Origin of the sequence: Marinobacter salexigens (genome assembly GCF_002806945.1) — a bacterium.
Taxonomy (GTDB): domain Bacteria; phylum Pseudomonadota; class Gammaproteobacteria; order Pseudomonadales; family Oleiphilaceae; genus Marinobacter; species Marinobacter salexigens.
The window spans coordinates 261372-283498 of record NZ_NIHC01000003.1 but is presented as its reverse complement, the minus strand read 5'-3'; the positions used below and the strand labels follow the sequence as shown (position 1 = coordinate 283498).

Here is a 22127-nt window from a genome sequence, read left to right as displayed (position 1 = left end):
AAAACACAATACTAAAAACTTGGCATGCATAAGGGGAACCCCATGGAAGCCTTTGAAAATATAGTAGGTGCAATCAACGGGCTGGTCTGGGGGCCGCCCATGTTGATCATGATCCTTGGCGTTGGCCTGTTCTTGAGTCTTGGCCTTAAACTCATGCCCGTACTCAAGCTAGGCACCGGCATACGCCTGATGTGGACGGGGCGCAGCTCAAAGGATGCGGAATCTGATGGTGAAATCCCGCCATTCCAGGCTCTGATGACAGCCCTTGCAGCCACCGTCGGCACAGGCAACATTGCCGGTGTCGCCACCGCTATTTTTCTGGGCGGGCCGGGCGCGCTTTTCTGGATGTGGTTAACCGCACTGGTAGGCATGGCCACCAAGTATTCCGAAGCCGTGCTTGCCGTGCGCTTTCGTGAAGTGGATGAGCGGGGCGTTCACGTTGGTGGCCCCATGTATTACATTCGCAATGGTCTTGGCAAAAAATGGGCCTGGCTGGGCGTACTCTTTGCCATTTTTGCCGCCATTGCCGGGTTTGGCATTGGCAATACCGTACAAGCCAACTCGGTTGCAGATGTAATGGAAGCCACCTTCGGCCTTCCCCACTGGATCTCCGGCATTATTTTGATGGTTCTGGTGGGCTTGGTACTGATTGGCGGCATCCGCCGTATTGGTCAGGTAGCCAGCGCTTTGGTTCCCCTGATGGCATTGTCTTACCTGACTGCTGGCCTGGTTGTCCTGGCTATCAATATTTCTGAAGTTCCTGCTGCATTTGCGCTGATCTTCGAACACGCCTTTAGCCCCATTGCTGCAGAAGGGGGCTTTGCCGGCGCTGCTGTTTGGGCTGCCATACGCTTTGGTGTCGCTCGCGGTATCTTTTCCAACGAAGCTGGCCTGGGCTCCGCGCCCATTGCTCACGCTGCAGCGCAAACCAAAAACCCTATCAATCAGGGTATGGTAGCCATGCTGGGCACCTTTATCGACACTATCATCATTTGCACCATCACCGGGTTGGTTATCATCACCTCAGGCACCTGGACCTCTGGCGAGTCTGGCGCAGAGCTCACTTCTATGGCGTTCGCCCATGCGCTTCCCGGTGTGGGTGATTACGTGGTGGCGCTGGCTCTGGCGATTTTCGCCTTTACCACCTTGCTGGGCTGGTCGTTCTACGGCGAGCGTAGCGTTGAGTTCCTGTTCGGGGTCAAGGCCATCGTGCCTTACCGTGTAGCCTGGATCCTTGCTATTCCCCTTGGTGCCACCGTGAATCTCGGCTTGGTATGGCTGGTGGCAGACACCCTGAACGCCATGATGGCTCTGCCCAACCTGATTGCCCTGTTGTTACTCAGCCCCGTTGTATTCAAACTGACGAAAGAGCATTTTGAACGAAAGACTGCGGCAGGATTCTGACCTGAAAAAACCAGCAGACACCCGATGTGGGATGAGGTGAATCAAGTGGCCCTTGCAATCAGCTCATCCCCAACCAATGATACTCGTATACACTTAAAAGATAGTTCCGGTGGTCGCATGGCCATCGGAAGCTCGAATAAAGCCACTAACAAGTGACACCGAAGGAGAGCAAATATGAGTTTACGTCTAGGCGATACTGCGCCGGATTTTGAACAGGATTCCAGTGAAGGCAAAGTTTCCTTCCACAATTGGCTAGGTGATAGCTGGGGTGTGCTGTTTTCTCACCCTGCAGACTTTACGCCTGTGTGCACCACAGAACTGGGTCTCACTGCAAAGCTTAAAGACGAGTTCGAACAACGCAACGTTAAAGCCATTGCGCTGAGCGTTGACCCGGTTGATTCCCACCACGAATGGATCAAGGACATCAACGAAACCCAAGGCTGCGCGGTGAACTTCCCGATTATTGCAGACCATGATGGTAAAGTTGCCGAGCTGTACGACATGATTCACCCCAATGCCGACAGCACACTGACCGTGCGCTCGCTGTTCGTGATTGATCCGAACAAAAAAGTTCGTCTGATCATCACCTACCCAGCCAGCACCGGCCGCAACTTCAATGAGGTTCTGCGGGTAATTGATTCACTGCAACTGACTGACGACCACAAAGTCGCCACTCCGGGCAACTGGGAACGCGGCGGAGACGTTGTTATTGTGCCGTCACTTCAGGATGAGGATGAGATCGCGAAGCGCTTCCCGAAGGGCTACAAGAAGGTGAAGTCCTATCTGCGGATGACGCCTGACCCCTCAGCTAACTGGAGTGGTGATTAATCACCCACTCCGACGACTGATTGTAGAAGGTACTGAATGCAAAAAGCCGGGCAGTTTTCACTGCCCGGCTTTTTTATGCCATTTTTTCGGGTCGTGATCAGGCTTTGATCAGAACGCCGGAACAACAGCTCCTTCATACTTTTCCTTGATGAAATCGCGAACTTCATCAGACTTCAGAGCCTTTGCCAGCTTCTGCATGGCGTCGCTGTCTTTGTTATCAGGACGCGCTACCAGAATGTTCACATACGGAGACTCGGAACCTTCAATGATCAGGGCATCCTCAGACGGGTTCAGGCCAGCCTCCAGGGCGTAGTTGGTGTTGATGAGGGCAACGTCCACCTGGCCAAGAATCCTTGGTAGTGTTGCGGCTTCCAGCTCTTTGAAGTCAATCTTCTTGGGATTGTCGGCAATATCCCGCGGAGTTGCGGTGATCTTGCTGCCTTCTTTCAGAGTGATCAGCCCGGCTTTTTGCAGCAGCAGCAGAGCGCGGCCACCATTGGTCGGGTCGTTCGGAATGGCAATGGTGGCGCCATTTTTCAGCTCATCCAGAGACTGGATCTTGTTTGAATAAGCGCCAAACGGTTCAACGTGAACACCTGTAACAGTCACCAGGCTTGTGCCACGCCCGTCATTGAATTCATCCAGGTACGGCTGGTGCTGGAAGAAGTTGGCGTCCATGCGCTTCTGGTCTACCTGTACGTTTGGCTGGATATAGTCGGTAAATACTTTTACATCCAGCTCCACGCCCTGTTCTGCCAGCTGTGGTTTCACAAACTCCAGCAGTTCAGCATGGGGTACGGGGGTTGCGGCTACAGACAATTTCTCAGCGGAGACCGCTGCAGAAAAAACAGATGCGGCAGCCAGTGCTACCAGGGCTTTTTTGAAATTCATTAAATACTCTCCTGTTTACTGATATTTACTGTGAAATCGGTGCAGTCGCAGGCTTACTCGGAACCCAGACTACTTACGGCTGAAATACAAAACCAGGCGGTCACCGGCCATCTGCAACACTTGTACGAAGATCACCAGAAGCGCCACAGTAATCACCATCACATCCGTCTGAAACCGCTGATAGCCAAAACGAATGGCCAGATCACCCAGACCGCCGCCGCCAATAACGCCAGACATAGCCGCATAGGACACCAGCGTAATGGCGGTAACCGTAATACCTGCGATGATGCCCGGCAGGGCTTCCGGCAGCAAGGCGCCGAAAATGATCTGCCGCACGTTGGCGCCCATGGCCTGAGTGGCTTCGATGATGCCACGGTCGACTTCTCGCAGCGAGGTTTCCACCAGTCTAGCGAAGAAGGGTGCACCGCCGGCAACCAGCGGCGGAATGGCACCCGCCACGCCCAATGAAGTGCCAATCAACATCACGGTGAACGGGATCATTACAATCAACAAGATAATGAACGGAACCGATCGCAGTACGTTGACCACGAATGACAATACGCCGTATGCCAGCGGCTGTTCCAGTAGCTGGCGCTTACCTGTCAGGAATAGCAACACACCAATGGGCAGGCCCGCCAGCACACTGAACAGCAGCGACATGCCGACCATTACCAGCGTGTCCCAGCTCGCTATGCCGATCTCTGGCCAATCCACATTACTCAGTAAGGCTTCCATCAGCGCAGCACCTCCACATGTACATCGGCCGCTTTGAGGGCAGTCATTGCCACCTCCAGATCACCGCCTACCAGCGAAAGCGTAAGCTGGCCGTAAGGGGTGTCTTTGATGTGATCAATACGGCCCGAGAGTATGCTGAAATCCACGCCTGACGCTCGGGCCACGCTTCCCAACAGCGGTTGGTAGGTGGATTCGCCCTTGAAGGTCAACCGCAAAATACGACCACTGGCCTTTTGCAGGTCTTCCTGCCGTTCCTGACTGTCGATGCTTTCACTTTCAAATACAAAGTCCCGGGTGGTGGGATGCTTCGGGTGCAAGAAGACCTCACTTACCGGCCCCATTTCCACCACACGGCCAGCGTCCATCACCGCAACCCGGTCACACACTCTGCGCACAACGTCCATTTCGTGGGTAATAAGCACTATCGTGAGGCCAAGCTCTTTATTAATCTCGGAAAGCAAACGAAGCACCGACTGCGTCGTTTGAGGGTCCAGAGCGCTGGTGGCTTCGTCGCACAGAAGAATAGTCGGCCTGCAAGCCAACGCCCGGGCAATTCCTACCCGCTGTTTCTGCCCGCCCGATAATTGCGATGGATATTTGGTGGCGTGGTCAGTCAGCCCAACACGATCCAGCAATTCCTGCACTCGATCGCGGATTTCCGCTTTGGAATAGATACCCGCCAGCTTCATGGGGAAGGCAATATTGTCCGATACGGTTTTTGAGGAAAGCAGGTTGAAGTGCTGGAAAATCATTCCGACTTTGCGGCGAAAAGCGCGCAATTCGGCAGCGCTGTAGTGGGTGATATTCTCCTCATCAATCAGAATATCGCCACCTGTGGGCGGCTCCAGAAGGTTGATCAGGCGCACCAGCGTAGATTTCCCCGCCCCGGAATGCCCGACAATCCCGAATACCTCGCCATTTTCAATGGTCATATCAGTTGGGTGCAGCGCGGGGATCGCCCGGCCGTCCACCTGATACGACTTCTGTACCTGGTTAAATACAATCACGGTCAGCGCCTTGTGGGTGCAGGATTAAAGCGGGCGATTATAGCCTATTCACCGGCCAAACCCGAACCCACAAATCACCACGAGAGCCCGCACAGTTGGGCAGCGTGCGGAATCAGCGTACGGACTTGCTGGCAAGACCCGGTTCGAACAGGCCGCTACGATCAAAGTTATCCAGAGCCGCCTCCCATTTCGTTAAATCCAAACCCTGGCTGGCCACCCAGGTGGGGTTAAAATAAGTGTCGATATAACGATGGCCGCCGTCACACAGAAGTGTGACGACTGAACCTTTCTCACCGGCTTTTTGCATTTCGCTGACCAGGCTTAGCGTAGCAATCAGATTGGTGCCCGTAGAGCCGCCACAACGCCGCCCCAGATGACGCTCGAGATAGCGCAGCGCAGCAAAACTGGCGGCATCAGGCACGCGCACCATGCGGTCGATGACCGCAGGGTTGAAAGAGGGCTCTACCCTTGGGCGGCCTATGCCCTCAATGCGTGAGCCGCACTGGCCGGTAATATCCAATCGGCCGCTGGCGAAAGCCTCATAGAACACCGAGTTTTCAGGGTCGGCCACGCACAATTCGCAACCTTGAGCGAGGTGTCCGCCGTAGCGGATATAACGCCCGATGGTTGAGGAGGTGCCGCCCGTGCCGGCGCTGACCACAATCCAGCGGGGAACAGGGTGTGGCTCCCGCTGTAACTGCTGGAAAATGCTTTCAGCAATATTGTTGTTACCCCGCCAGTCCGTCGCCCTCTCAGCGTATGTGAACTGATCCATATAGTGTCCGCCCAGCTCACGGGCCAGCCGCTGCGATTCGGTGTAAATCTCACTGCCGTTATCAACCAGATGGCACTCACCACCATAAAATTCGATTTTGGCGATTTTTTGAGCCGATGTGGTTCTGGGCATCACAGCTATGAAGCGCAACCCCAGGAGCTTGGCAAAATACGCCTCAGACACCGCCGTGGAACCGCTGGAGGCTTCGATAATGGGGGTGTTCTGCGTGATCCAGCCGTTACAGAGCCCGAACAGAAAGAGCGAGCGCGCCAACCGATGTTTGAGACTGCCCGTGGGGTGGGTCGATTCGTCCTTGAGGTAGACATCGACGTTCTGCAACCCGGGCAGATCCAGTTTGATCAGGTGGGTGTCTGATGATCGGTTGAAATCCGCATCAATACGGGCGATGGCATCGGATAGCCACTCGGCGTGATTTTGCATGGTCGCGGGTCCTGAAAGCCGGGCGTTTGGCCCGGCTTTTCAATTCAGGGTTTCAGAATGGTCAGTTAGTGCAGCGCCCGCAACTGTCTTGGGTATAGCGCAGCACTGACTTCCGGTTCATCCATAACTCCAGACAGCTCAAGATCAACATCCATATCCTCACCATGTTCTGGCAGGGGGTCGAACAGCGTGCTGAGCCAGGAGGCGATCGATGGCTCTTCATCACGCCGGTAGTCCGTAGACAGCGCCTTGATCCGGCGAAAGCCGATGATGCGCTGGTGCTTGGGGTCCCGGATTTGTTCAAATCCACGCCAGTACACATGATCCCGGGTATGTAGTTGCACAAACAAAGTGTCTATGGGCTCGTTTGGCTCCTCCTCGGGGCGGTCATTTGATGAGGATTCAAGGCCATCATCTTCTTCTGTATCTTTCTTTTTTTCACGAATGGTTGTCCAGGCGGGGTACAGAACCGCCACGGCATCCGCTTCAACATGCTCGCGGGCAGCGCGGAGAATCAATCCCCAGCGTGCCTTGTCGGCATCGGTTTCAAGTGAGTTGATGGGCAAGTCATAGCTTTGCTCGCTGGCCAGAACAATCGCCATCATCGGAGCATCCAGCTCCCCCATGGCTTCTGCCTGTGCTACTGATACCAGTTCTTCGATTGCCATCGGTTGGTTCATAATACGCTCGCCTCCTCGATGCCATCAGGGTGTATCAGGAAGATCGTCTTCCTGATACACAGCATAGCCTGATACGTATGGAAAGATAAACGTGGGGTTTCGATCAGCAGATCACAAGCCTGTTGCCGGAAAAGCTTTTTCAAGCCGCTCGTAATGGCCAAACCATGGTGCAGCCTCTTCAAGCTGGGCCGCCAACTGCAGCAGTACACCCTCTCCGCCATGGGGTGCCCCAAGGTGCACTCCAACCGGCAGCCCCTCGGCCGTCCAGTGCATGGGCACTGACATGGCCGGTGTTCCCGTCAGGTTGGCAAGTTGCGTAAATGGTGTACGGGCCAGGCTTTCCATCGCAATCTGATCAACCTGGCCACTACGGTGCAGCAGTTTTCCGGCCTTTAGGGCCAGCATCAGCTTTGCTGCCAGCTTCAGGTGCGCCGGTGTATCCAGCTCGCCAATGCGGGCCGGTAACTGGCCGGTGGTAGGGCAGAGGTACATATCGTAACCCGCGAAAAACGCGCCCAGCGCCCGGGCAAACTCATTCCACTGCTGGCGGCGAAGCACGTAGTCTGACAACGGCATGGTGTCCCCCAACATACCCATCAGCCGCGTATCCAGTTCAAAATCACTGTCCGCTGCGCCAAGCTGCCCCTTGGCTTTCGCCATCATGGCGGACACCTCACCGAAATAGAGGCCGAGGTAACAGCGCGCCAGCGCCATGCCATCAAACTCCGGCCGGGCGTACTCAACGGTGTGCCCCAGGTTTTCCAGGATTCGCGCCGTTTCTTCAACAGCTGTAACGCACTCAGGAGCTACCTCGGTGCCGTAGGGTGATGCTGTGAACACTCCAATTTTCAGGCGACCGGGGGACTTTTGCATCAACCCCGCATAAGCCTCGTTGGGAGAGGGAACAACAAATGGATCTCCGGAGGCCGGGCCGCTGAGCACGTCTAACATGGCAGCACTGTCGCGCACCGTGCGGGTAACCACATGGTCTGAGGAAGCTCCGGTCCATGCCTCACCCATCATGGGTCCGCTGGAGATTCGGCCGCGGGAAGGTTTTAGCCCGAACAGCCCGTTATAAGCAGCAGGAATGCGAATAGAACCACCGCCATCGTTGGCGCCAGCCATGGGCACTATGCCCGATGCGGCAGCGGCACCGGAACCACCACTGGAGCCCCCGGGGGTAAGTTGGGTGTTCCAGGGGTTGCGGGATGGCCCCCACAGCTCGGACTCGGTGACGGCCTTGAGGCCGAACTCCGGCGTTGCTGTCCGCCCCAAAAACAACAGTCCACCTTCACGAGCGCGGCGCACAAACTCCGAATCCTGTGGCGCAATGTAGTTCTGGAAACCACGGCTGCCATAGGCACAAGGCCGGCCAGCCTGTTCCTGTGCCAGGTCCTTAAGCAACAGTGGCACACCGGCAAAGGTACCCTGCTTAGAGAACTCCTGCGCCAGGGCTTCAGAAAACTGAGGAAAGCAAATAGCGTTCAGGGAACCGTTCACAGTGGTTGCCCGTTCCACCGCGGCCTCGCATACTTCACGGGAGGTCACCTCACCGCGGCGGATGAGGTCAGCCAGTGCGGTGGCGTCATAACGCAGATACTCAGATTGCTTCATAGTGGCGCCCATTTGTTATTGTGGTGCCCGAAGTGCCACGGACACATTGCTTATGAATTCAAGATTCGCAAGCTTACGTCAGCTTGTTCTGTTTTTCACCCTGACCACACTGGCGCATACGCCAGCAAAGGCTGAAGAGACACAGGCGGACAACAACATGGCTGAGCCTGCCGGCTGGACAACCATTGTGAGAAATTCGCCTTATTGGGTCAGCCAGGGCGTGTACACAAACATTCTTACCATCCGCCGCTGGGTACTGAAGGAGTCCGGCTATTGCTCAAGCCCGGAACGTCACATTCTGTTTGATATGCGAGGGCAGTTTTTGGGCTGGATCAGCAATGGTACGACCAGTGCCGCCACTCAAAAGCGCCTGAACGAAACTCGCCAGGCGCTCCACGCAAAGGGTCAAGCCGATGAATGGATTGCGGGTGATGCGAACACAAATGGCTACCCGTTTGCCTTGGCCTGCGACCAGCCTCATGTGAATCTGGAACTCGCCGTTGGCCGTTACCTCGGCGCCAGGGGACAAGACCGGGTTTGGGGCGCATGGGACGACCTGTCATTCGCAACCCGAGAACAGCCGGGTTCCCTGCACGATGCACTCATGTACATAGTGCAACACCGGAGCGAGCAAAAGCGCTATACATTGCCTGCAGTTTTGCCGAAATACCTGGCTGGGCAAATCCTGATTGAAAGCGGCGGGCAGGCAAGAGCGCACTCCCGGGCAAATGCCAAAGGCATTCTCCAGCTTTCACCTGCTGCACTGAAAGACTGCGAAATAAAACCACAGAACTATTGGCACAGACTCGCACAAATTGATTGCGCCCTGCGCCTGATGCAACAGAATGCCCGTAATCTGGAGCCAGCCTTTGATGAACGCTTCGGCCACTTGCCCGAGGATAAACGTAACGAGCTATTTGTACTCTTGCTGATTCAGGCCTACCACGGCGGTGCTGGCCGAGTGCAGGCACTGCTTGATAATGAAATACTGGCAAAGCCCGCCAAGTACTTTGCAGCCAACCACGAACGCTTTACCGCCGGCGACATCGCCTTTGGCATGGTGTTTCACAATCTCGGTCGTGACAGGCTGGGATTGGCGTCCCTGTATTATGTGGCCGATGTGCAGCTGGCAACTGAAGCCTTGTGCCGAACACCAACGCTTGAATCCGAGGAGTTTTGCGCGTGGAAATAACAATGCTCCCCGAGAGCCTTAGCCTGTCGGTGGCGCTTTTCCTGCTGGCCAGCTCTGTGGTTACCTCAATGATCACCGCCAGCGTGGGCGCTGGTGGAGGTGTACTTCTGCTGATTCTCATGGCCACGTGGATGCCTGCAGCGGCCATTATTCCTGTTCATGGAATGATTCAGCTGGGCTCCAACGGTGGTCGGGCGGCCCTGACCTGGAAGCATATTGACTGGAAAACCATTGCTGCATTCGTCCCTGGCGTTATTGCAGGTGCGGTGGTTGGAGCCTGGTTTCTGGTGAGCCTGCCAGCCTATTTATGGCAACTGGCCATAGCCTTCTTTGTACTCTACTTGTGCTGGGGCCCGGCCTTGCCAAAAGGCGCACTCGGCCCGATTGGCGTGTTTGTTGCTGCCACAGTAACCAGTTTTATCAGCTTATTTGTGGGTGCTACCGGCCCTCTGGTCGCTGCATTTATCAAGCAGATTCATGCGGACCGGTTTCGTACCGTCGCCACATTTGCTACTGCAATGGTTCTGCAGCACGCTCCCAAGGCTCTGGTTTTTGGCATAACGGGGTTTGTATTTGCACACTGGCTGCCCTTTATTCTGGCCATGATTGCCTGTGGCTTTGCCGGTACCTGGCTAGGTTTGCGCCTCCTGAACTCACTTAACAATCAATGGTTCAGCAAAGCGCTCAATCTGGTTCTCACCACTCTGGCTTTGCGTCTGATTTGGCAAGCCAGCCTGGCCGCACACTGGTGGGCATAACGAGGCCTTGTTACTGCTCCGGCGCAGGTATCACAACAACCCGGTTACGGCCTTGTGATTTGGCAGCATAAGCGCCCTCATCGGCACGAGCCACCACATCTTCAGGCTCGCGGTCGGTAGGGTGCAATTCCGTCACGCCAATACTGGCCGTCACCCCGAACATCCGGCCCTCGTGTTCTATTTCGAGCGCTTCGACACCCGCGCGAATGTACTCAGCCAGAGTATTGGCTCTGTCCACCCCACATGCCGGCAGAATAATTCCAAACTCATCGCCGCCCAAGCGGGCAACCGTATCTGTCTGGCGTACCGAATCCTTGAACAACTCGGAAAGACGGCGCAGTAAATCATCGCCAAGCAGGTGCCCACCTTCGTCGTTCACTGGCTTGAAGTGATCAAGATCAATGAGCATCAGTACAGAGCGGGCATCCTGAGCAGGCATATCGCTGAGGCACTTAGTGAGCGATGCGGTAAAAGCGCGACGGTTTAGCAGTTGCGTCAAGCTGTCGTGGCTTGCCTCCCAGGACAGCCGCTCTTCCTTGCGCCTGCGCTCGGCATCATCCCGAAGCACAAATACCAGCCGCTCGTTCTGCCGCCCTTGGCGGATGTGGATCATGCTGAGGTTTACATCAAACAGATCGCCACTGATATTGCGCAGGGTAACGTATAGGCTGTCCAGGTCATCCCGATCAAGAAACCACTCATGGCTGAGGGCCTGATTCTCATGGTCGATACCCACCAGCTCAAATACATTTTTGCCAACATACTCCCCATCGGCACCTAAAAAGTGCGCCGCGGCCTGGTTCGCGTATCGGATAACACCACAGGTATCCACCATCAGGACGCCGTCCTGCATAACTCCCAGTATGCTCTCCGCTCTCAGCTGTTCATCGCGCAGGGCTTCTTCTACTTCCAGTTCGTGAGTAATGTCCCTTACCACCGTGACGGTTCCCATAACCTTTTCAGGGGTTTCAAGGATCGCCGCCATTACCTGGCACCAAACCGGCGTGCCGGCATTCGGCCCCTGCAATTGGTAGCGACCGCGGAATATTTCTTGCTTATCAAGTGCTTGCCTCCAATCTTGAATAACCATCTCGCGGTCATCATCAGAGACCCAATCGAATAAATGAGTGTTTGAAAGCTCAGCCTGTTTCAGCCCGATAATGTTTTCAAACACGGGGTTCACGAATTCGATGCGGCCAAGTACATCGGCCTGCACAATGCCGATAGGGGCACCCCGGGTGAGCGATCTGAAAAACGCTTCCCGCTCGGCAAGAGAGCTAAGAACATCATCTCGCTCATCCATAACCATATTGAATATGTCGGCTACCTGGCTTATTTCCGAACTACCGGTCACCCCCACCGGGGTGTTTCGCACTCCCAGATGGCGTTCACGCACCTGCTGTCCAAGCTCAACCAAAGGTGCCATCAGGCGACGAAAGCGCCACATGGCCACCGGAACAAACAGCAGCATCACCACCAACAAAATCCAGAGAAATGCATCCTTGATTCGGGTAGCAGGCGCGTAGGCTTCGCTAGCAGGCCAAACAGCGGCCACAAACCAGGGCACCTCAGACATTTGCTGAACCGACAGGATAATATTTTCATCCTCAGAGCTGCGGGTCCTGGCGGTGCCTTCAAATCCGTCCATCGCATCTTTCAACAGCGGATTGGGATCGCTTATCGACTGCATAACCTCGCCAGTACGGCCATTGGCCAGAACCATTCCGTCACGGGTTACGATGGCCAGATAGCCGGTTTTACCAATGCGGATATCAGAAAATTCTTCAATTAGATGTTCACCCGCAAGCGCAATTGCCCCCCCCAACATGCCAATAAAACGCTTCCGATGATCGAATACCGGGGCAGCCACCATCACAGCGGCTCTGTCTTGATAGTGCGAGCGGTAAGGCTCACTGGTAAGAGGGGTAAGCTGTTCGGAAGACAGGCGGAAGTACGAACGATTGCTGACATCCGTCCCGATCATATTCAGAGCCTCAGGATTCTCCGCAATCACTTTGCCTTTCGCATCAATCAGATAAAGACCATCAAACAGGTGCTGCAATGCCGTTTGGCGACGCATCAGGATCTTTGCGCGCATCTCGAAAGCCGCCTCACTCATGGTGAGGCTCTCGGCAACGTGGCTCAGCGCGTTCAAACGCTGGGATAGCTTGTCATCCAGCTCTCCCGCAACCAGCTGTGCAATGGTTTCGACCTGGGTGACCGCCTGCTGCTCAAGCTCCAGCCGGCTAAGCAGAGCGCCCGCAAGCGCAATCAGAAGCGCTGTCAGAACGACAACAATCACAACGAGAAGCACCGCCCGGTTAACCAGGCTGCTTAGCCAGCGCCGCATCAACACAACAGATTGACTCGGTTCTGCAGTGATTGAATGTTAATGGCCAAGCCTCCGGGTGCGAATCAGATCAGTCAGGAAAACGAACTTCATAACGACGCAAATTCTACCAGAGCCTTGCGAGGCGGAGGATTACAGACCGGAAATAGACACGCCACCCTGCCCGGGCAATTATTGGCTCAGGCAGCAATTTCTCGCTCAGATGCTGAGCATAAGCTTGCTCAGCGCAAAAAACGGCTTTGCAAAAAAACGCTTACCTTCTGTTTTAAATCAGATTTATCAACTTGGCACGAGCTTTGTTTATATCCAGGCGTCCAGGGAGCACCCAAGGACATTCACTCATTAAAACGTCATGGAGCAGACTATGCCAACTCCTTGTTATATCAGTATCGAAGGTAAAACCCAGGGCAACATCACCGCTGGAGCATTCACTTCTGATTCCGTAGGCAACATCTACGTTGAAGGTCATGAAGACGAAGTGCTGGTTCAGGAATTCAGCCACGTTGTTACCGTTCCTACCGATCCCCAGTCTGGCCAGCCTTCTGGTCAGCGTGTACACAAGCCGTTCAAATTTACATCTGCACTGAACAAGTCCACACCGCTGATGTACAACGCTCTGGCCTCCGGCGAAATGCTGCCAAAGGTTGAGCTGAAGTGGTACCGCACGTCGGTTGAAGGTAAGCAGGAGCACTTCTTCTCTACCATCCTGGAAGATGCCACCATTATCGACATCAACTGCACCATGCCCCACTGCCAGGACGCAGCCAGCGCTGACTTCACCCAATTGGTAACCGTATCCCTGTCCTACCGCAAGGTAACCTGGGAGCACACTGTTGCCGGCACTTCCGGTGCAGACGACTGGCGTTCGCCGATCGAGGCGTAATTTACGCTTTGATGTCAAAAAGAGGGGTCAAGACCCCTCTTTCGCCATTCAATCTATCAAAAGGAATTTGATAGTGAGCAACATTAATTTAACTGAGGAAGAAGTTGCGGCCGTTCAGGCGATCATCACTGCGTTTTACAATGAGCGCATCGCAAGCCGATTTCACACCGGCAGCATAACGCCAGAGACATTAGAGCTTATTGCGCAGCTGATTACCGAGAGCGATGAATGCAGTCGTTGGATAGATGCTGTGCCAAACCCCAAAGACCTGCTCGCGCCGGCAAATGGTATCCGAAAATGGGCAATCAGAGTGATCCGTGCCGCAGGAGAACCTTTTGTTCGAGGCTCGGTTAAACTCAGCCTTACCTGCAAGATGACTCGTGGGCTACAATTCAGAGGCCCACTGGAAACTTCACTGAGATAAGATAAGGACACATAAAGCCAATGAAGTTCATTGGAATAGCGATACTCATTTTTGCTCTTTCTGGCTGCGCATCTACCAAATCAATATCATTGTCACCCAGCCAAGAGTACGCGGTGTCAGTGCAATCATCCTTATTTGATACTTTGCGCATCGACAGCAACGAAACAAGCCTCTTTCGTAACGGGAAGTTCATCGGATTCATCCGAGTCGAGCCCGTACCCAGGGAAATTCCTTCAACCTCTGATTTCCTGAGCAAACTCAGATCCGACTCGGAATCAGAGACCGTTGAAACAAACTCGCTCAGCTTTTCCTCAGGGTTCAAAGGGTTCTCTGCGAAGTACCGTAATTATCTGACCGGCTATTTGGTCAATGAGGAGCACCCCGATTCCATCCTTATTTTCAGCTTTCCAGAAGAGGAATTTGATAAAATTGCTGGATCGATATCACCCGGTATCTAACGATTTTTTTGTGATTTTTTTGTTGTGGGTGGTGACTTGAACAGGTTGTCCGCCGCTACGCTACCTACTTCCTACCATTGGCTGCAAACTCCACCACCAACTCAAAAACATTGTCACACTTCTCCTTGGTGAGCCTGTCTTTTTTCAAAAGATCGTAGATCTCCAGCTCATTCTCGCTGAGCCCCTCACGAATGTGGCGCTCAGATTCTTCTTTCAGATTACCTACGTACTTCACCAGGTCTTCATAAAAGGCATCGGCGGACGAACTCCCGGAATTGTACTTGTCGATGATCTCCTGTAACCGCTGGGCAAAATCCGTGCGGGTATGATTCTGCTCAAGAAGCTGCTGCAGTTTGTTTTCGATAAAAGCACGCAACTCAGCGATCTCAATGTGCTTGTACTCCGCTTTTTTGAAATCCTCACGGAGCTTGTCGTAGTTAATCTTGCTCAGATCCCAGCCCTGGCCTTTCTGGACGATTTCGTATTCAGCACGGTTCTCCTTGATGTTAAACGCCTCGGCGTTGTCTACCACCACGCTCTCATCCAACAGCTCTGAAATCTTCTGGCTTTGCGGTATAGCAATCCAGCACATTGAAACCGTGTACATGCTGCAGTCGCTGCAACAGCGCCTGCTCAATGTTGTCTTCCGAAATAAAACTAGCCATCGGCCTGCCGACTCCATGGACCGGGTGGGTTCCAGATTTCCCCAGGGGCATCCTTCGCCACCTCAGTAGCAATAATTTCAGCCACCTGAGCCAGAATCGCCTCAGGCTCATTGCTGGTCTGGCTCAGCCGATATAAAAACCGCTCCATGGCGTAATACTGAAGCAGCTCCTGAAAAGGACGTTTCTCTTCCCGGGATTTATTCAGCAGTTTCTGACGAACAGATGCGGCGATATCTTTGGCCATCGTGATCTCCTTTCACGTTTGTTTATTCCATTAAGAACCTGACTCTATTTACAACTTGGCTTCCACATAGGGTGCCATCACATTAGCAACCCTGCAGATTCTTGCGTATTCCATCAGTATGCCCGGCCGGAAGGTTTTGCGGGTGCGGTAGAGCTCCAGTGCTTCCAGCACCACATCCATACCGATGCGATTGCGGAACTTGAAGCAGTCCGCCAGGGTTTTCTCCGGGTTGTAGACCTGCAGTGTGATGCCGTCGACCGTTACCTGCTCAATGCCTTCACTGAATGCCCGCCCGGAGAACCGGTACCTGGCCGCCGTGCTGGCGGAACAGGGTTTGGAGTTGTACCCGGGAGGGTCGGGCAGAGCCGGAATCAGACAAACAGTCACCACTTGTTGATATCTGGCGACAGCTTGTCTGATTAGTATTGTGGGTTCAAGCGGGGGGAAGAGTTGGTTTTCTCTAAGTTGTCGATTCAAACCCGAGGCCGGGTCGTATAACATGCCGTGGCGCGGTTCGATTTCCACCATCAGTTTGACCACCAAGGTGGGGGTGAGCGTAAAACATTCATCCTTTGACAGAATACCATCCAGTTCGGGCTTATACTCCTCAATGGCCTCCATGGCCTGCTTGATCTTTCGGGCAAGATCTTCCTGTTCCGGCAGACCAGAGGTCGTCTTCAAGTTGTTTTAGCTGTTCGGCATTCATGGGGCAAGGTGCCTCCTGAAACTACCACTACACAAAATGTGGAGAGACTCTAAACAACATTGAACGTACGAGCCATAGCAAACATGCCATTCGAAGGTTATTCTCACCAGGTTCGAACAACCAAAGCCTAAAGCGTGAATCCCATCAATTGCCATGAGCAACTCTAAAATCCCGGCCCGTCAGCTAGGCGAGCTGATGTGCAATATTACCGAACAGGTTCTCTGGCAGCCGGCTGCCGCCTGGGTCACAGACCGCGTACCCGGTAGTAAGTTGGTATGCCGCGTGGGCTCAGGTCAGGCCACGTATCACCGCTTTGCCCCCCAGCGAAAACAGCACCAAATCACTTACGGCCTTCGCATGATTCAGGCCAAGCACCATCCCGCCACGGCGAGTGGTTGGCTCTCCAGCCGCGAGATCCACAGGCGCGGATATTTCGACGGCGAGCTGAACACGCTTAACCTGCTGGCACACACCTGCTGCCACGAGTTCGCACATTTGCTGCAACACAGTGCAGGCCACAGGTTTCCTGGCTCGGTTCACAACCGGCACTTCTATAACATTCTGGATGGTCTGCATGAGAATGGAGAAGCAGGTGCCGTGCGAGAAGTATTAGCAATGCGCGCGGAACAGCAGGGCATTGATCTGCCTCAGCAGTCTTTCGATATGCCTGATACCAATAAACAGAAGGCGGCCTGGAAAGTTGGCGAGGCCGTAGCTTTTAACCATGGTTTACAGGAATTTCAGGGCGAGATTACGAGAGTTAACCGCAAAACCTGCACTGTGGACGGTACGGGCAAGTCCCGGGGTGTGCGTTACCGGGTACCCATGCAGATGCTGCGGCGTACAAGCTAGTACGATGCTGCTATCCTCTATCAATAAAGCAGGATCATAAAAATAATCATAAAGAGGACGTCGCCCGTGAAGCCGCTCAGCCCTACAGATCAGCTCTTTCTCTGGCTGGAAAAGCGCCAACAACCCATGCACGTAGGCGGTCTGCAGATTTTTTCCTTTCCTGACGATGCGCCTGATGATTACGTAGCACGGCTTGCTGAGCAACTTCGAAAAGACACACAAGTAACGCCACCTTTCAACCAGCGCCTGGACAGTCGTTTAGCACAACCTGTGTGGGTGCACGATGATTATCTGGATCTGGAGCACCATTTCCGCTTTGAAGCCTTGCCGACACCCGGCCGCATCCGTGAGTTGCTTGCCTTTGTTTCTGCCGAGCATTCGCACTTGATGGATCGAGAGCGACCCTTATGGGAGTTCCACCTTATTGAGGGGCTTGGAGACAGGCAGTTTGCGGTTTACGTGAAAGTGCACCATTCCCTTGTGGATGGTATTTCCGCCATGCGAATGACTCAGAGAATGTTGTCTACGGACCCATCAAAACGCAACATGCCACCCGTTTGGGATATGTCTGTGCGGCAAGGGCGAGGCGGGGACAGAAGCAGCCCGTCTCTCTGGCAGAGTATCAGCCATTTACTGGGAGCGTCGGGCAAGCAGCTTGGGACTTTGCCGACAGTCGCTCGGGAGTTACTGCGTTCTGTAAACAAGGCCCGCAAAGACCCAGCCTACAATTCCATGTTTCATGCTCCGCGAAGCATTCTGAATCGAAAAATTACTGGTTCCCGCCGATTCGCGGCGCAATCCTGGTGTCTCAAGCGCATAAAAGCCGTTTGCCATGGGTACAACGCCACTGTGAACGATGTGGTTACCGCCATGTGTGCCAGTGCTTTGCGTACCTACCTTATGAATCTGGACGCACTGCCAGACAAGCCGTTGATTGCGATGGTTCCGGTATCACTGCGCAAATATCAGCCCCCTGGTGAGGAGAAAACGGAAGGCAACCAGGTAGGCGTTATTCTGGCCAACCTGCACACAGATGAAAGCCACGCAGGCAACCGGCTCAGGAAGATTAATCGGGGCATGCAAGAAGCAAAAGAACGCTACGCCGACATGTCGCCTGAAGAAATTCTCAACTACACGGCTCTGACCCTGGCGCCCGCAGCATTTAATTTGCTGACCGGCATGGCCCCGAAGTGGCAAACATTCAACGTGGTTATATCCAATGTGCCAGGGCCAAAAGAAACCCGTTACTGGAACGGTGCCAGGCTGGAGGGCATGTACCCTGTGTCGATTGCCATGGATCGCCTGGCACTGAATATGACCGTGACCAGCTACAACGACCAGGTCGAGTTTGGTTTGATAGGCTGCCGCCGCACCTTACCTAGCCTCCAGCGCATGCTGGACTATCTGGAGGAGGGGCTGGTGGAGTTGGAGCAGGACATGGCTAGTTAAACTTCGCTTCGCGATTACGCTCGGAGATCTGCTCGTTCAAGGTCCAGAAGTCGTAAAGCACGCCAATCAGGAACAGGCCGCCGGTCAGCAGGTAAATAATGCCGCTGATCCATTTGCCCATGTACATTCTGTGCAAGCCAAATACGCCGGTGAAGGTGAGTAGCAACCAGCCGAGGTTGTAGTTCACTTCGCCTTCACGGAACCGGTTGTCGGCCTGTTCGTCCATGGAGGGAATGAGGAAGAAGTCGATAATCCAGCCGATGAGAAACAGACCAAAGGTAAAGAACCAGATGGTTCCGGTAATGGGTTTGCCGTAGTAGAAGCGGTGGGAGCCCAGAAATCCAAAAATCCAGAGCAGGTATCCCAGTAATTTGCTGTGCGTATCAGGCCGGGTAATCATGACTTCTCCGCTAACCATTGATTAACAATCATAGTGCTACGCCTTTCGCATCCACAATACCCTTGCGCCACAACCGCCACTCACCGGGCTGATAAACATCCCATTCCTCATCGCTGGTCAGTGGTTCGGTTACGATAACGCTGACGATATCGTTTGGCGTGGTTTCAGACTCGAAATCCACTATAACATCTGCATCTTTCAACCTTGCCGGGCCGAATGGCGCGCGGCGAGTAATGCTGGCCATTTTGGTGGTGCAGTAGGTGAACAGCCAGTCGCCGTTGCTCAGCAAAAGGTTGAAAACGCCTTGCCCCGCAAACGTTTTCGAGAGCTCAACCAACTGTTTTGTAATAACCTCTGCCGAGTCATTTCGATCACAGTGTTTTCGCAGGTGGTTGAGCATTTCACAAAATAGCGCCTCACTATCAGTGTTGCCTACCGGTTCATAAAAACCCGGGGTAGGCCGGAAGTCAGATAGCTGCCCATTGTGGGCAAACACCCAGTAGCGCCCCCAAAGTTCACGCTTGAACGGATGGGTGTTCGCCAGGCAGACCTCCCCCACATTGGCCTGACGAATGTGGCAAATAGCCACTTCGCTTTTGATAGGGTGGGTCTGAACCACCTCAGCAAGCCGTGAGTTTGAGCTGGCATCCACATCATGGAAGGCCCGCACGCCTTTGCCTTCATAAAAAGCCACACCCCAGCCATCCTTATGGGGGCCGGTGTCGCCGCCTCTGCGGGTCAGCCCGGTAAAGCTGAAGCAGAGATCGGTGGGTGTATTGGCACTCATAGCCAGTAATTCACACATAGAGCGAGGCGATTCCTTGCGTTATAGAGTTGGTCAGCGATACAACGTTTTGCCGGCTAAACGCTCTAGCAAAGGCTGGTAAGCTGAACCCAACAGGCGATTAATGGCATCAATCCCCCAAGCATCTGTTCCTACAAGAATGCGGGATTCGTTTTTGAGAATGCCTTTCACAATGATCTCAGCGGCCTTTTCCGGCGTGGTCATGGCCAGTTTATCAAAACCTTTGCGTAGTTCTTCCGCACTTTTTGGCTTGCTGGTGCGCGCCGAGTTGGCAATGTTGGTACGAATGCCGCCCGGATGTACACAACTAACAGCAACGGGTTGTTTTTCCAGCTTCATTTCCTGGCGCAGCGATTCAGTAAAACCGCGCACCGCAAATTTGGCCGCATTATAGGCGCTTTGGGTAGGCACTCCGATCAGCCCAAACACACTGGAGATATTCACCACATGGCCATCACCAGAGGCGATCAGGTGAGGCAGGAAGGCTCGGGTGCCGTGGGTCACGCCCCAGAAGTTGATACTCATGATCCAGTCAAAATCCGCGTCGGTCATCTCTCTCACGGTTGCAGAAAGTGCCACGCCCGCATTGTTGATAATCAGATTAACCTGGCCAAAGTCCTTTGCCACTTCCTCTGCATGGGCGTAGATAGCGTTTCTGTCGCTCACATCCAGACGGTAGGTTCTGACCGGCGTGCCTGTAATTTCCGCAGCCGTTTCTGCAAGCCCCTCCTCGTTAACATCAGAGAGCGCCAGCCTGCAGCCCCGCGATGCCAGTGCTTTGGCGAGTGCGCGACCGATACCGGACCCTGCTCCCGTCACTACCGCTACCTTGTTTTTCAGAACTTTCATGGGCACTTGTCTCTTGTTATGTGGTGTGCTGATTAAAGAAGATACTCTATCAACTGCCTCTGATCAGCATATCGCCTTTAATTTCTGCATTACACGACGCCAAGGCCACTCGGACTCAGGCATGGCTTTTGGGTACAATCCACCTCCCGGGAGTTCCACCTCGCGGATTTCTTTAACCCTGAACCTGCGGATTTTCTGTATGGAATGGAGCCTTACACATTTCTGGCTGATTCTGGCTCTCGCACTGGGCCTGGCCGAGTTGGCTTACGGCATCTTTCTGCTGCTGGCGCTGGCTATAGCGGCTGCTCTGACAGCCTTACTGGCTTACGTTGGCATGTCGTTCGAATGGCAACTGGCTGGCATGGGCATATTTTCGGGCCTACTGGTACCGATTGCGATTCGCTGGATTCGCCCGCGGTTTTCGCCCAGGGGCGTAGCCTACGGAACCACCGGAACCGGTGTGGAGCAGGGCCAGCGTTATCGCACCCTTAAGCGGGATTTTGATAGCGCCACCGGCATCAAAATCAACGGCGACTTTTACCGCCTGAGAGACGACACTACCGGCGCCACCGATTTCCCGGAGGGAACCGAGGTTATTTTCAGACAGTTTGATGGCACCACTGCCATCGTCAACACAGTTACACACAAGGAACAGTAAGCATGGAATCGTTTATCACACCGGGGCTGATCATCAGCCTGATTGTTGTCGCTATTGGTATTTTTATCATCGCCAAAGGCTTGGTGATTGTGCGGCAATCCGAAGTCATCGTGATTGAGCGCCTGGGTTCGTTCAACCGCGTTCTGGAAAGCGGCGTAAACATCATTATTCCGTTCATCGAACGGCCCCGCCCCATCACCATGATTCGTTACATGCGCATGGGCGACGAATATCACCCCATGACCACCGATGAAATCCGCATCGATCGCCGGGAAACCGTCATGGACTTCCCGGGGCAGCCGGTGGTGACCACCGACAACGTAACTGTAAAAATCAACGGTGCGCTCTACTACCAGATTATTGATCCCCGCCGTGCTGTGTACGAAGTGGCTAACATGAGCCAGGCCGTTGAAGTGCTGGCAAAAACCACCCTGCGTTCGGTGGTGGGCAAGATGGAGCTGGATAAACTGTTTGAATCCCGCGCTGAAGTGAACAACGCCATTCAGGCCGAAATGGAAGAACCTGCCTCCAAATGGGGTGTAAAGCTGACGCGGGTGGAAGTTCAGGACATCAGCATGCCGGAAGAAGTGGAAGAGGCCATGCGCCTGCAAATGGCCGCAGAGCGTAAGCGCCGGGCTACGGTTACCGAAGCTGAGGGTGAGAAAACAGCCGCCATCGCCATGGCCCAGGGTGAACGGGAATCCGCCATTCTCAATGCCGAAGGTGACAAACAGTCTGCCATTTTGCGTGCTCAGGGCGAACAGGAATCCATACGCCTGGTACTGAGTGCCATGGGCGAGTCGGAAGAAAACAAGCAGACGGTTATCGGCTATCTGCTGGGGCAAAGCTACATCAAGGTACTGCCAAACATGGCAAAAGACGGCGAGCGGGTATTTGTGCCCTACGAGTCGTCTGCTCTATTGGGCTCTATGGGTATGTTCCGGGAACTGGCCGGAAGCCCGGAAGACGTGGTTCGCCAGTCGCTGCAAAAGGATGGTCTGCGCGGTGGTTTGGTAGGCGGCGCCAGCAACGCCTGATTCTCTGGCACAGGAACGGACA

24 protein-coding genes are annotated in these 22127 nt (G+C 54.1%); 11 read left to right on the top strand and 13 right to left on the bottom strand.

Annotated elements, in window-relative coordinates:
• Positions 1-42 precede the first annotated feature (42 nt).
• Positions 43-1404 carry an alanine/glycine:cation symporter family protein gene (locus CDH47_RS06240; RefSeq protein WP_100638996.1) on the top strand — a complete coding sequence of 454 codons (1362 nt, stop codon included), beginning with the start codon at positions 43-45 and terminating at the stop codon, positions 1402-1404.
• A gap of 174 nt (positions 1405-1578) precedes the next feature.
• Positions 1579-2232, top strand: coding sequence for a peroxiredoxin (locus CDH47_RS06235; protein WP_100638995.1), 654 nt, complete (start codon positions 1579-1581; stop codon positions 2230-2232).
• A 108-nt stretch (positions 2233-2340) separates the two neighbouring features.
• Here CDH47_RS06235 and CDH47_RS06230 read toward each other — a convergent pair whose 3' ends face one another.
• From CDH47_RS06230 to CDH47_RS06205, 6 genes are all read right to left on the bottom strand, one after another.
• Positions 2341-3123, bottom strand: a complete 783-nt coding sequence (locus CDH47_RS06230) for a MetQ/NlpA family ABC transporter substrate-binding protein (RefSeq protein WP_100638994.1) — start codon at positions 3121-3123, stop codon at positions 2341-2343.
• Between the two features lie 69 nt (positions 3124-3192).
• Positions 3193-3858 carry a methionine ABC transporter permease gene (locus CDH47_RS06225; protein WP_100638993.1) on the bottom strand — a complete coding sequence of 222 codons (666 nt, stop codon included), beginning with the start codon at positions 3856-3858 and terminating at the stop codon, positions 3193-3195.
• On the bottom strand, positions 3858-4865 hold the full coding sequence (locus CDH47_RS06220) for a methionine ABC transporter ATP-binding protein (RefSeq protein ID WP_100638992.1): 1008 nt from the start codon (positions 4863-4865) through the stop codon (positions 3858-3860). Before CDH47_RS06220 ends, CDH47_RS06225 begins: the two co-directional genes overlap by 1 nt.
• A gap of 112 nt (positions 4866-4977) precedes the next feature.
• Positions 4978-6081 (bottom strand): PLP-dependent cysteine synthase family protein, encoded by a 1104-nt coding sequence (locus CDH47_RS06215; protein ID WP_100638991.1) that lies wholly within the window; start codon positions 6079-6081, stop codon positions 4978-4980.
• 65 nt (positions 6082-6146) lie between these two features.
• Positions 6147-6761: a hypothetical protein gene (locus tag CDH47_RS06210; protein WP_100638990.1), complete on the bottom strand. Its 615-nt coding sequence runs from the start codon at positions 6759-6761 to the stop codon at positions 6147-6149.
• 111 nt (positions 6762-6872) lie between these two features.
• On the bottom strand, positions 6873-8375 hold the full coding sequence (locus tag CDH47_RS06205; protein ID WP_193601585.1) for an amidase: 1503 nt from the start codon (positions 8373-8375) through the stop codon (positions 6873-6875).
• 52 nt (positions 8376-8427) lie between these two features.
• Between CDH47_RS06205 and CDH47_RS06200 the strand changes: the two genes are divergently transcribed.
• Complete coding sequence (locus CDH47_RS06200) at positions 8428-9567, top strand: transglycosylase SLT domain-containing protein (protein ID WP_153045469.1); 1140 nt, start codon at positions 8428-8430, stop codon at positions 9565-9567.
• Positions 9558-10325, top strand: a complete 768-nt coding sequence (locus tag CDH47_RS06195) for a sulfite exporter TauE/SafE family protein (protein WP_239985599.1) — start codon at positions 9558-9560, stop codon at positions 10323-10325. Before CDH47_RS06200 ends, CDH47_RS06195 begins: the two co-directional genes overlap by 10 nt.
• Before the next feature lie 10 nt (positions 10326-10335).
• Here the strand turns inward: CDH47_RS06195 and CDH47_RS06190 are convergent, their stop codons facing one another.
• The gene (locus CDH47_RS06190; RefSeq protein WP_100638987.1) at positions 10336-12675 is read right to left on the bottom strand and encodes a sensor domain-containing diguanylate cyclase; all 2340 of its coding nucleotides are present in this window, start codon (positions 12673-12675) and stop codon (positions 10336-10338) included.
• A gap of 364 nt (positions 12676-13039) precedes the next feature.
• Between CDH47_RS06190 and CDH47_RS06185 the strand changes: the two genes are divergently transcribed.
• From CDH47_RS06185 to CDH47_RS06175, 3 genes are all read left to right on the top strand, one after another.
• Positions 13040-13558, top strand: coding sequence for an Hcp family type VI secretion system effector (locus CDH47_RS06185; RefSeq protein ID WP_100638986.1), 519 nt, complete (start codon positions 13040-13042; stop codon positions 13556-13558).
• Between the two features lie 73 nt (positions 13559-13631).
• Positions 13632-13982: a hypothetical protein gene (locus CDH47_RS06180; protein ID WP_100638985.1), complete on the top strand. Its 351-nt coding sequence runs from the start codon at positions 13632-13634 to the stop codon at positions 13980-13982.
• Positions 13983-14002: 20 nt separating this feature from the next.
• The gene (locus CDH47_RS06175; RefSeq protein ID WP_100638984.1) at positions 14003-14440 is read left to right on the top strand and encodes a hypothetical protein; all 438 of its coding nucleotides are present in this window, start codon (positions 14003-14005) and stop codon (positions 14438-14440) included.
• 64 nt (positions 14441-14504) lie between these two features.
• Here CDH47_RS06175 and CDH47_RS06170 read toward each other — a convergent pair whose 3' ends face one another.
• From CDH47_RS06170 to CDH47_RS17575, 3 genes are read right to left on the bottom strand one after another with little or no spacing between them, the layout of a single operon-like run.
• Positions 14505-15047, bottom strand: coding sequence for a type I restriction enzyme endonuclease domain-containing protein (locus tag CDH47_RS06170; protein ID WP_239985597.1), 543 nt, complete (start codon positions 15045-15047; stop codon positions 14505-14507).
• 50 nt (positions 15048-15097) lie between these two features.
• Complete coding sequence (locus CDH47_RS06165; RefSeq protein WP_205077534.1) at positions 15098-15349, bottom strand: hypothetical protein; 252 nt, start codon at positions 15347-15349, stop codon at positions 15098-15100.
• Positions 15350-15397: 48 nt separating this feature from the next.
• A complete protein-coding gene (locus tag CDH47_RS17575; RefSeq protein WP_193601583.1) occupies positions 15398-16030 on the bottom strand; it encodes a type IV toxin-antitoxin system AbiEi family antitoxin domain-containing protein in 633 nt (210 codons plus the stop codon).
• 178 nt (positions 16031-16208) lie between these two features.
• Between CDH47_RS17575 and CDH47_RS06155 the strand changes: the two genes are divergently transcribed.
• Together CDH47_RS06155 and CDH47_RS06150 are read left to right on the top strand one after the other, a co-directional pair.
• Positions 16209-16907, top strand: coding sequence for a hypothetical protein (locus tag CDH47_RS06155; protein WP_100638982.1), 699 nt, complete (start codon positions 16209-16211; stop codon positions 16905-16907).
• A 66-nt stretch (positions 16908-16973) separates the two neighbouring features.
• Entirely contained in the window at positions 16974-18356 is a 1383-nt protein-coding gene (locus CDH47_RS06150; RefSeq protein ID WP_100638981.1) for a WS/DGAT/MGAT family O-acyltransferase, read from the top strand.
• On the opposite strand, the gene CDH47_RS06145 is transcribed toward CDH47_RS06150, so the two are convergent.
• From CDH47_RS06145 to CDH47_RS06135, 3 genes are read right to left on the bottom strand one after another with little or no spacing between them, the layout of a single operon-like run.
• Positions 18349-18756, bottom strand: a complete 408-nt coding sequence (locus CDH47_RS06145) for an NINE protein (RefSeq protein ID WP_100638980.1) — start codon at positions 18754-18756, stop codon at positions 18349-18351. The genes CDH47_RS06150 and CDH47_RS06145 overlap by 8 nt on opposite strands.
• Before the next feature lie 28 nt (positions 18757-18784).
• Entirely contained in the window at positions 18785-19561 is a 777-nt protein-coding gene (locus CDH47_RS06140; RefSeq protein WP_100638979.1) for a class II glutamine amidotransferase, read from the bottom strand.
• A 33-nt stretch (positions 19562-19594) separates the two neighbouring features.
• Positions 19595-20410, bottom strand: a complete 816-nt coding sequence (locus CDH47_RS06135) for an SDR family NAD(P)-dependent oxidoreductase (RefSeq protein ID WP_100638978.1) — start codon at positions 20408-20410, stop codon at positions 19595-19597.
• Between the two features lie 199 nt (positions 20411-20609).
• Between CDH47_RS06135 and CDH47_RS06130 the strand changes: the two genes are divergently transcribed.
• Both CDH47_RS06130 and CDH47_RS06125 read left to right on the top strand, forming a co-directional pair.
• Positions 20610-21068 (top strand): NfeD family protein, encoded by a 459-nt coding sequence (locus CDH47_RS06130; protein ID WP_100638977.1) that lies wholly within the window; start codon positions 20610-20612, stop codon positions 21066-21068.
• A 2-nt stretch (positions 21069-21070) separates the two neighbouring features.
• Positions 21071-22105 carry an SPFH domain-containing protein gene (locus CDH47_RS06125; protein ID WP_100638976.1) on the top strand — a complete coding sequence of 345 codons (1035 nt, stop codon included), beginning with the start codon at positions 21071-21073 and terminating at the stop codon, positions 22103-22105.
• Positions 22106-22127 lie beyond the last annotated feature (22 nt).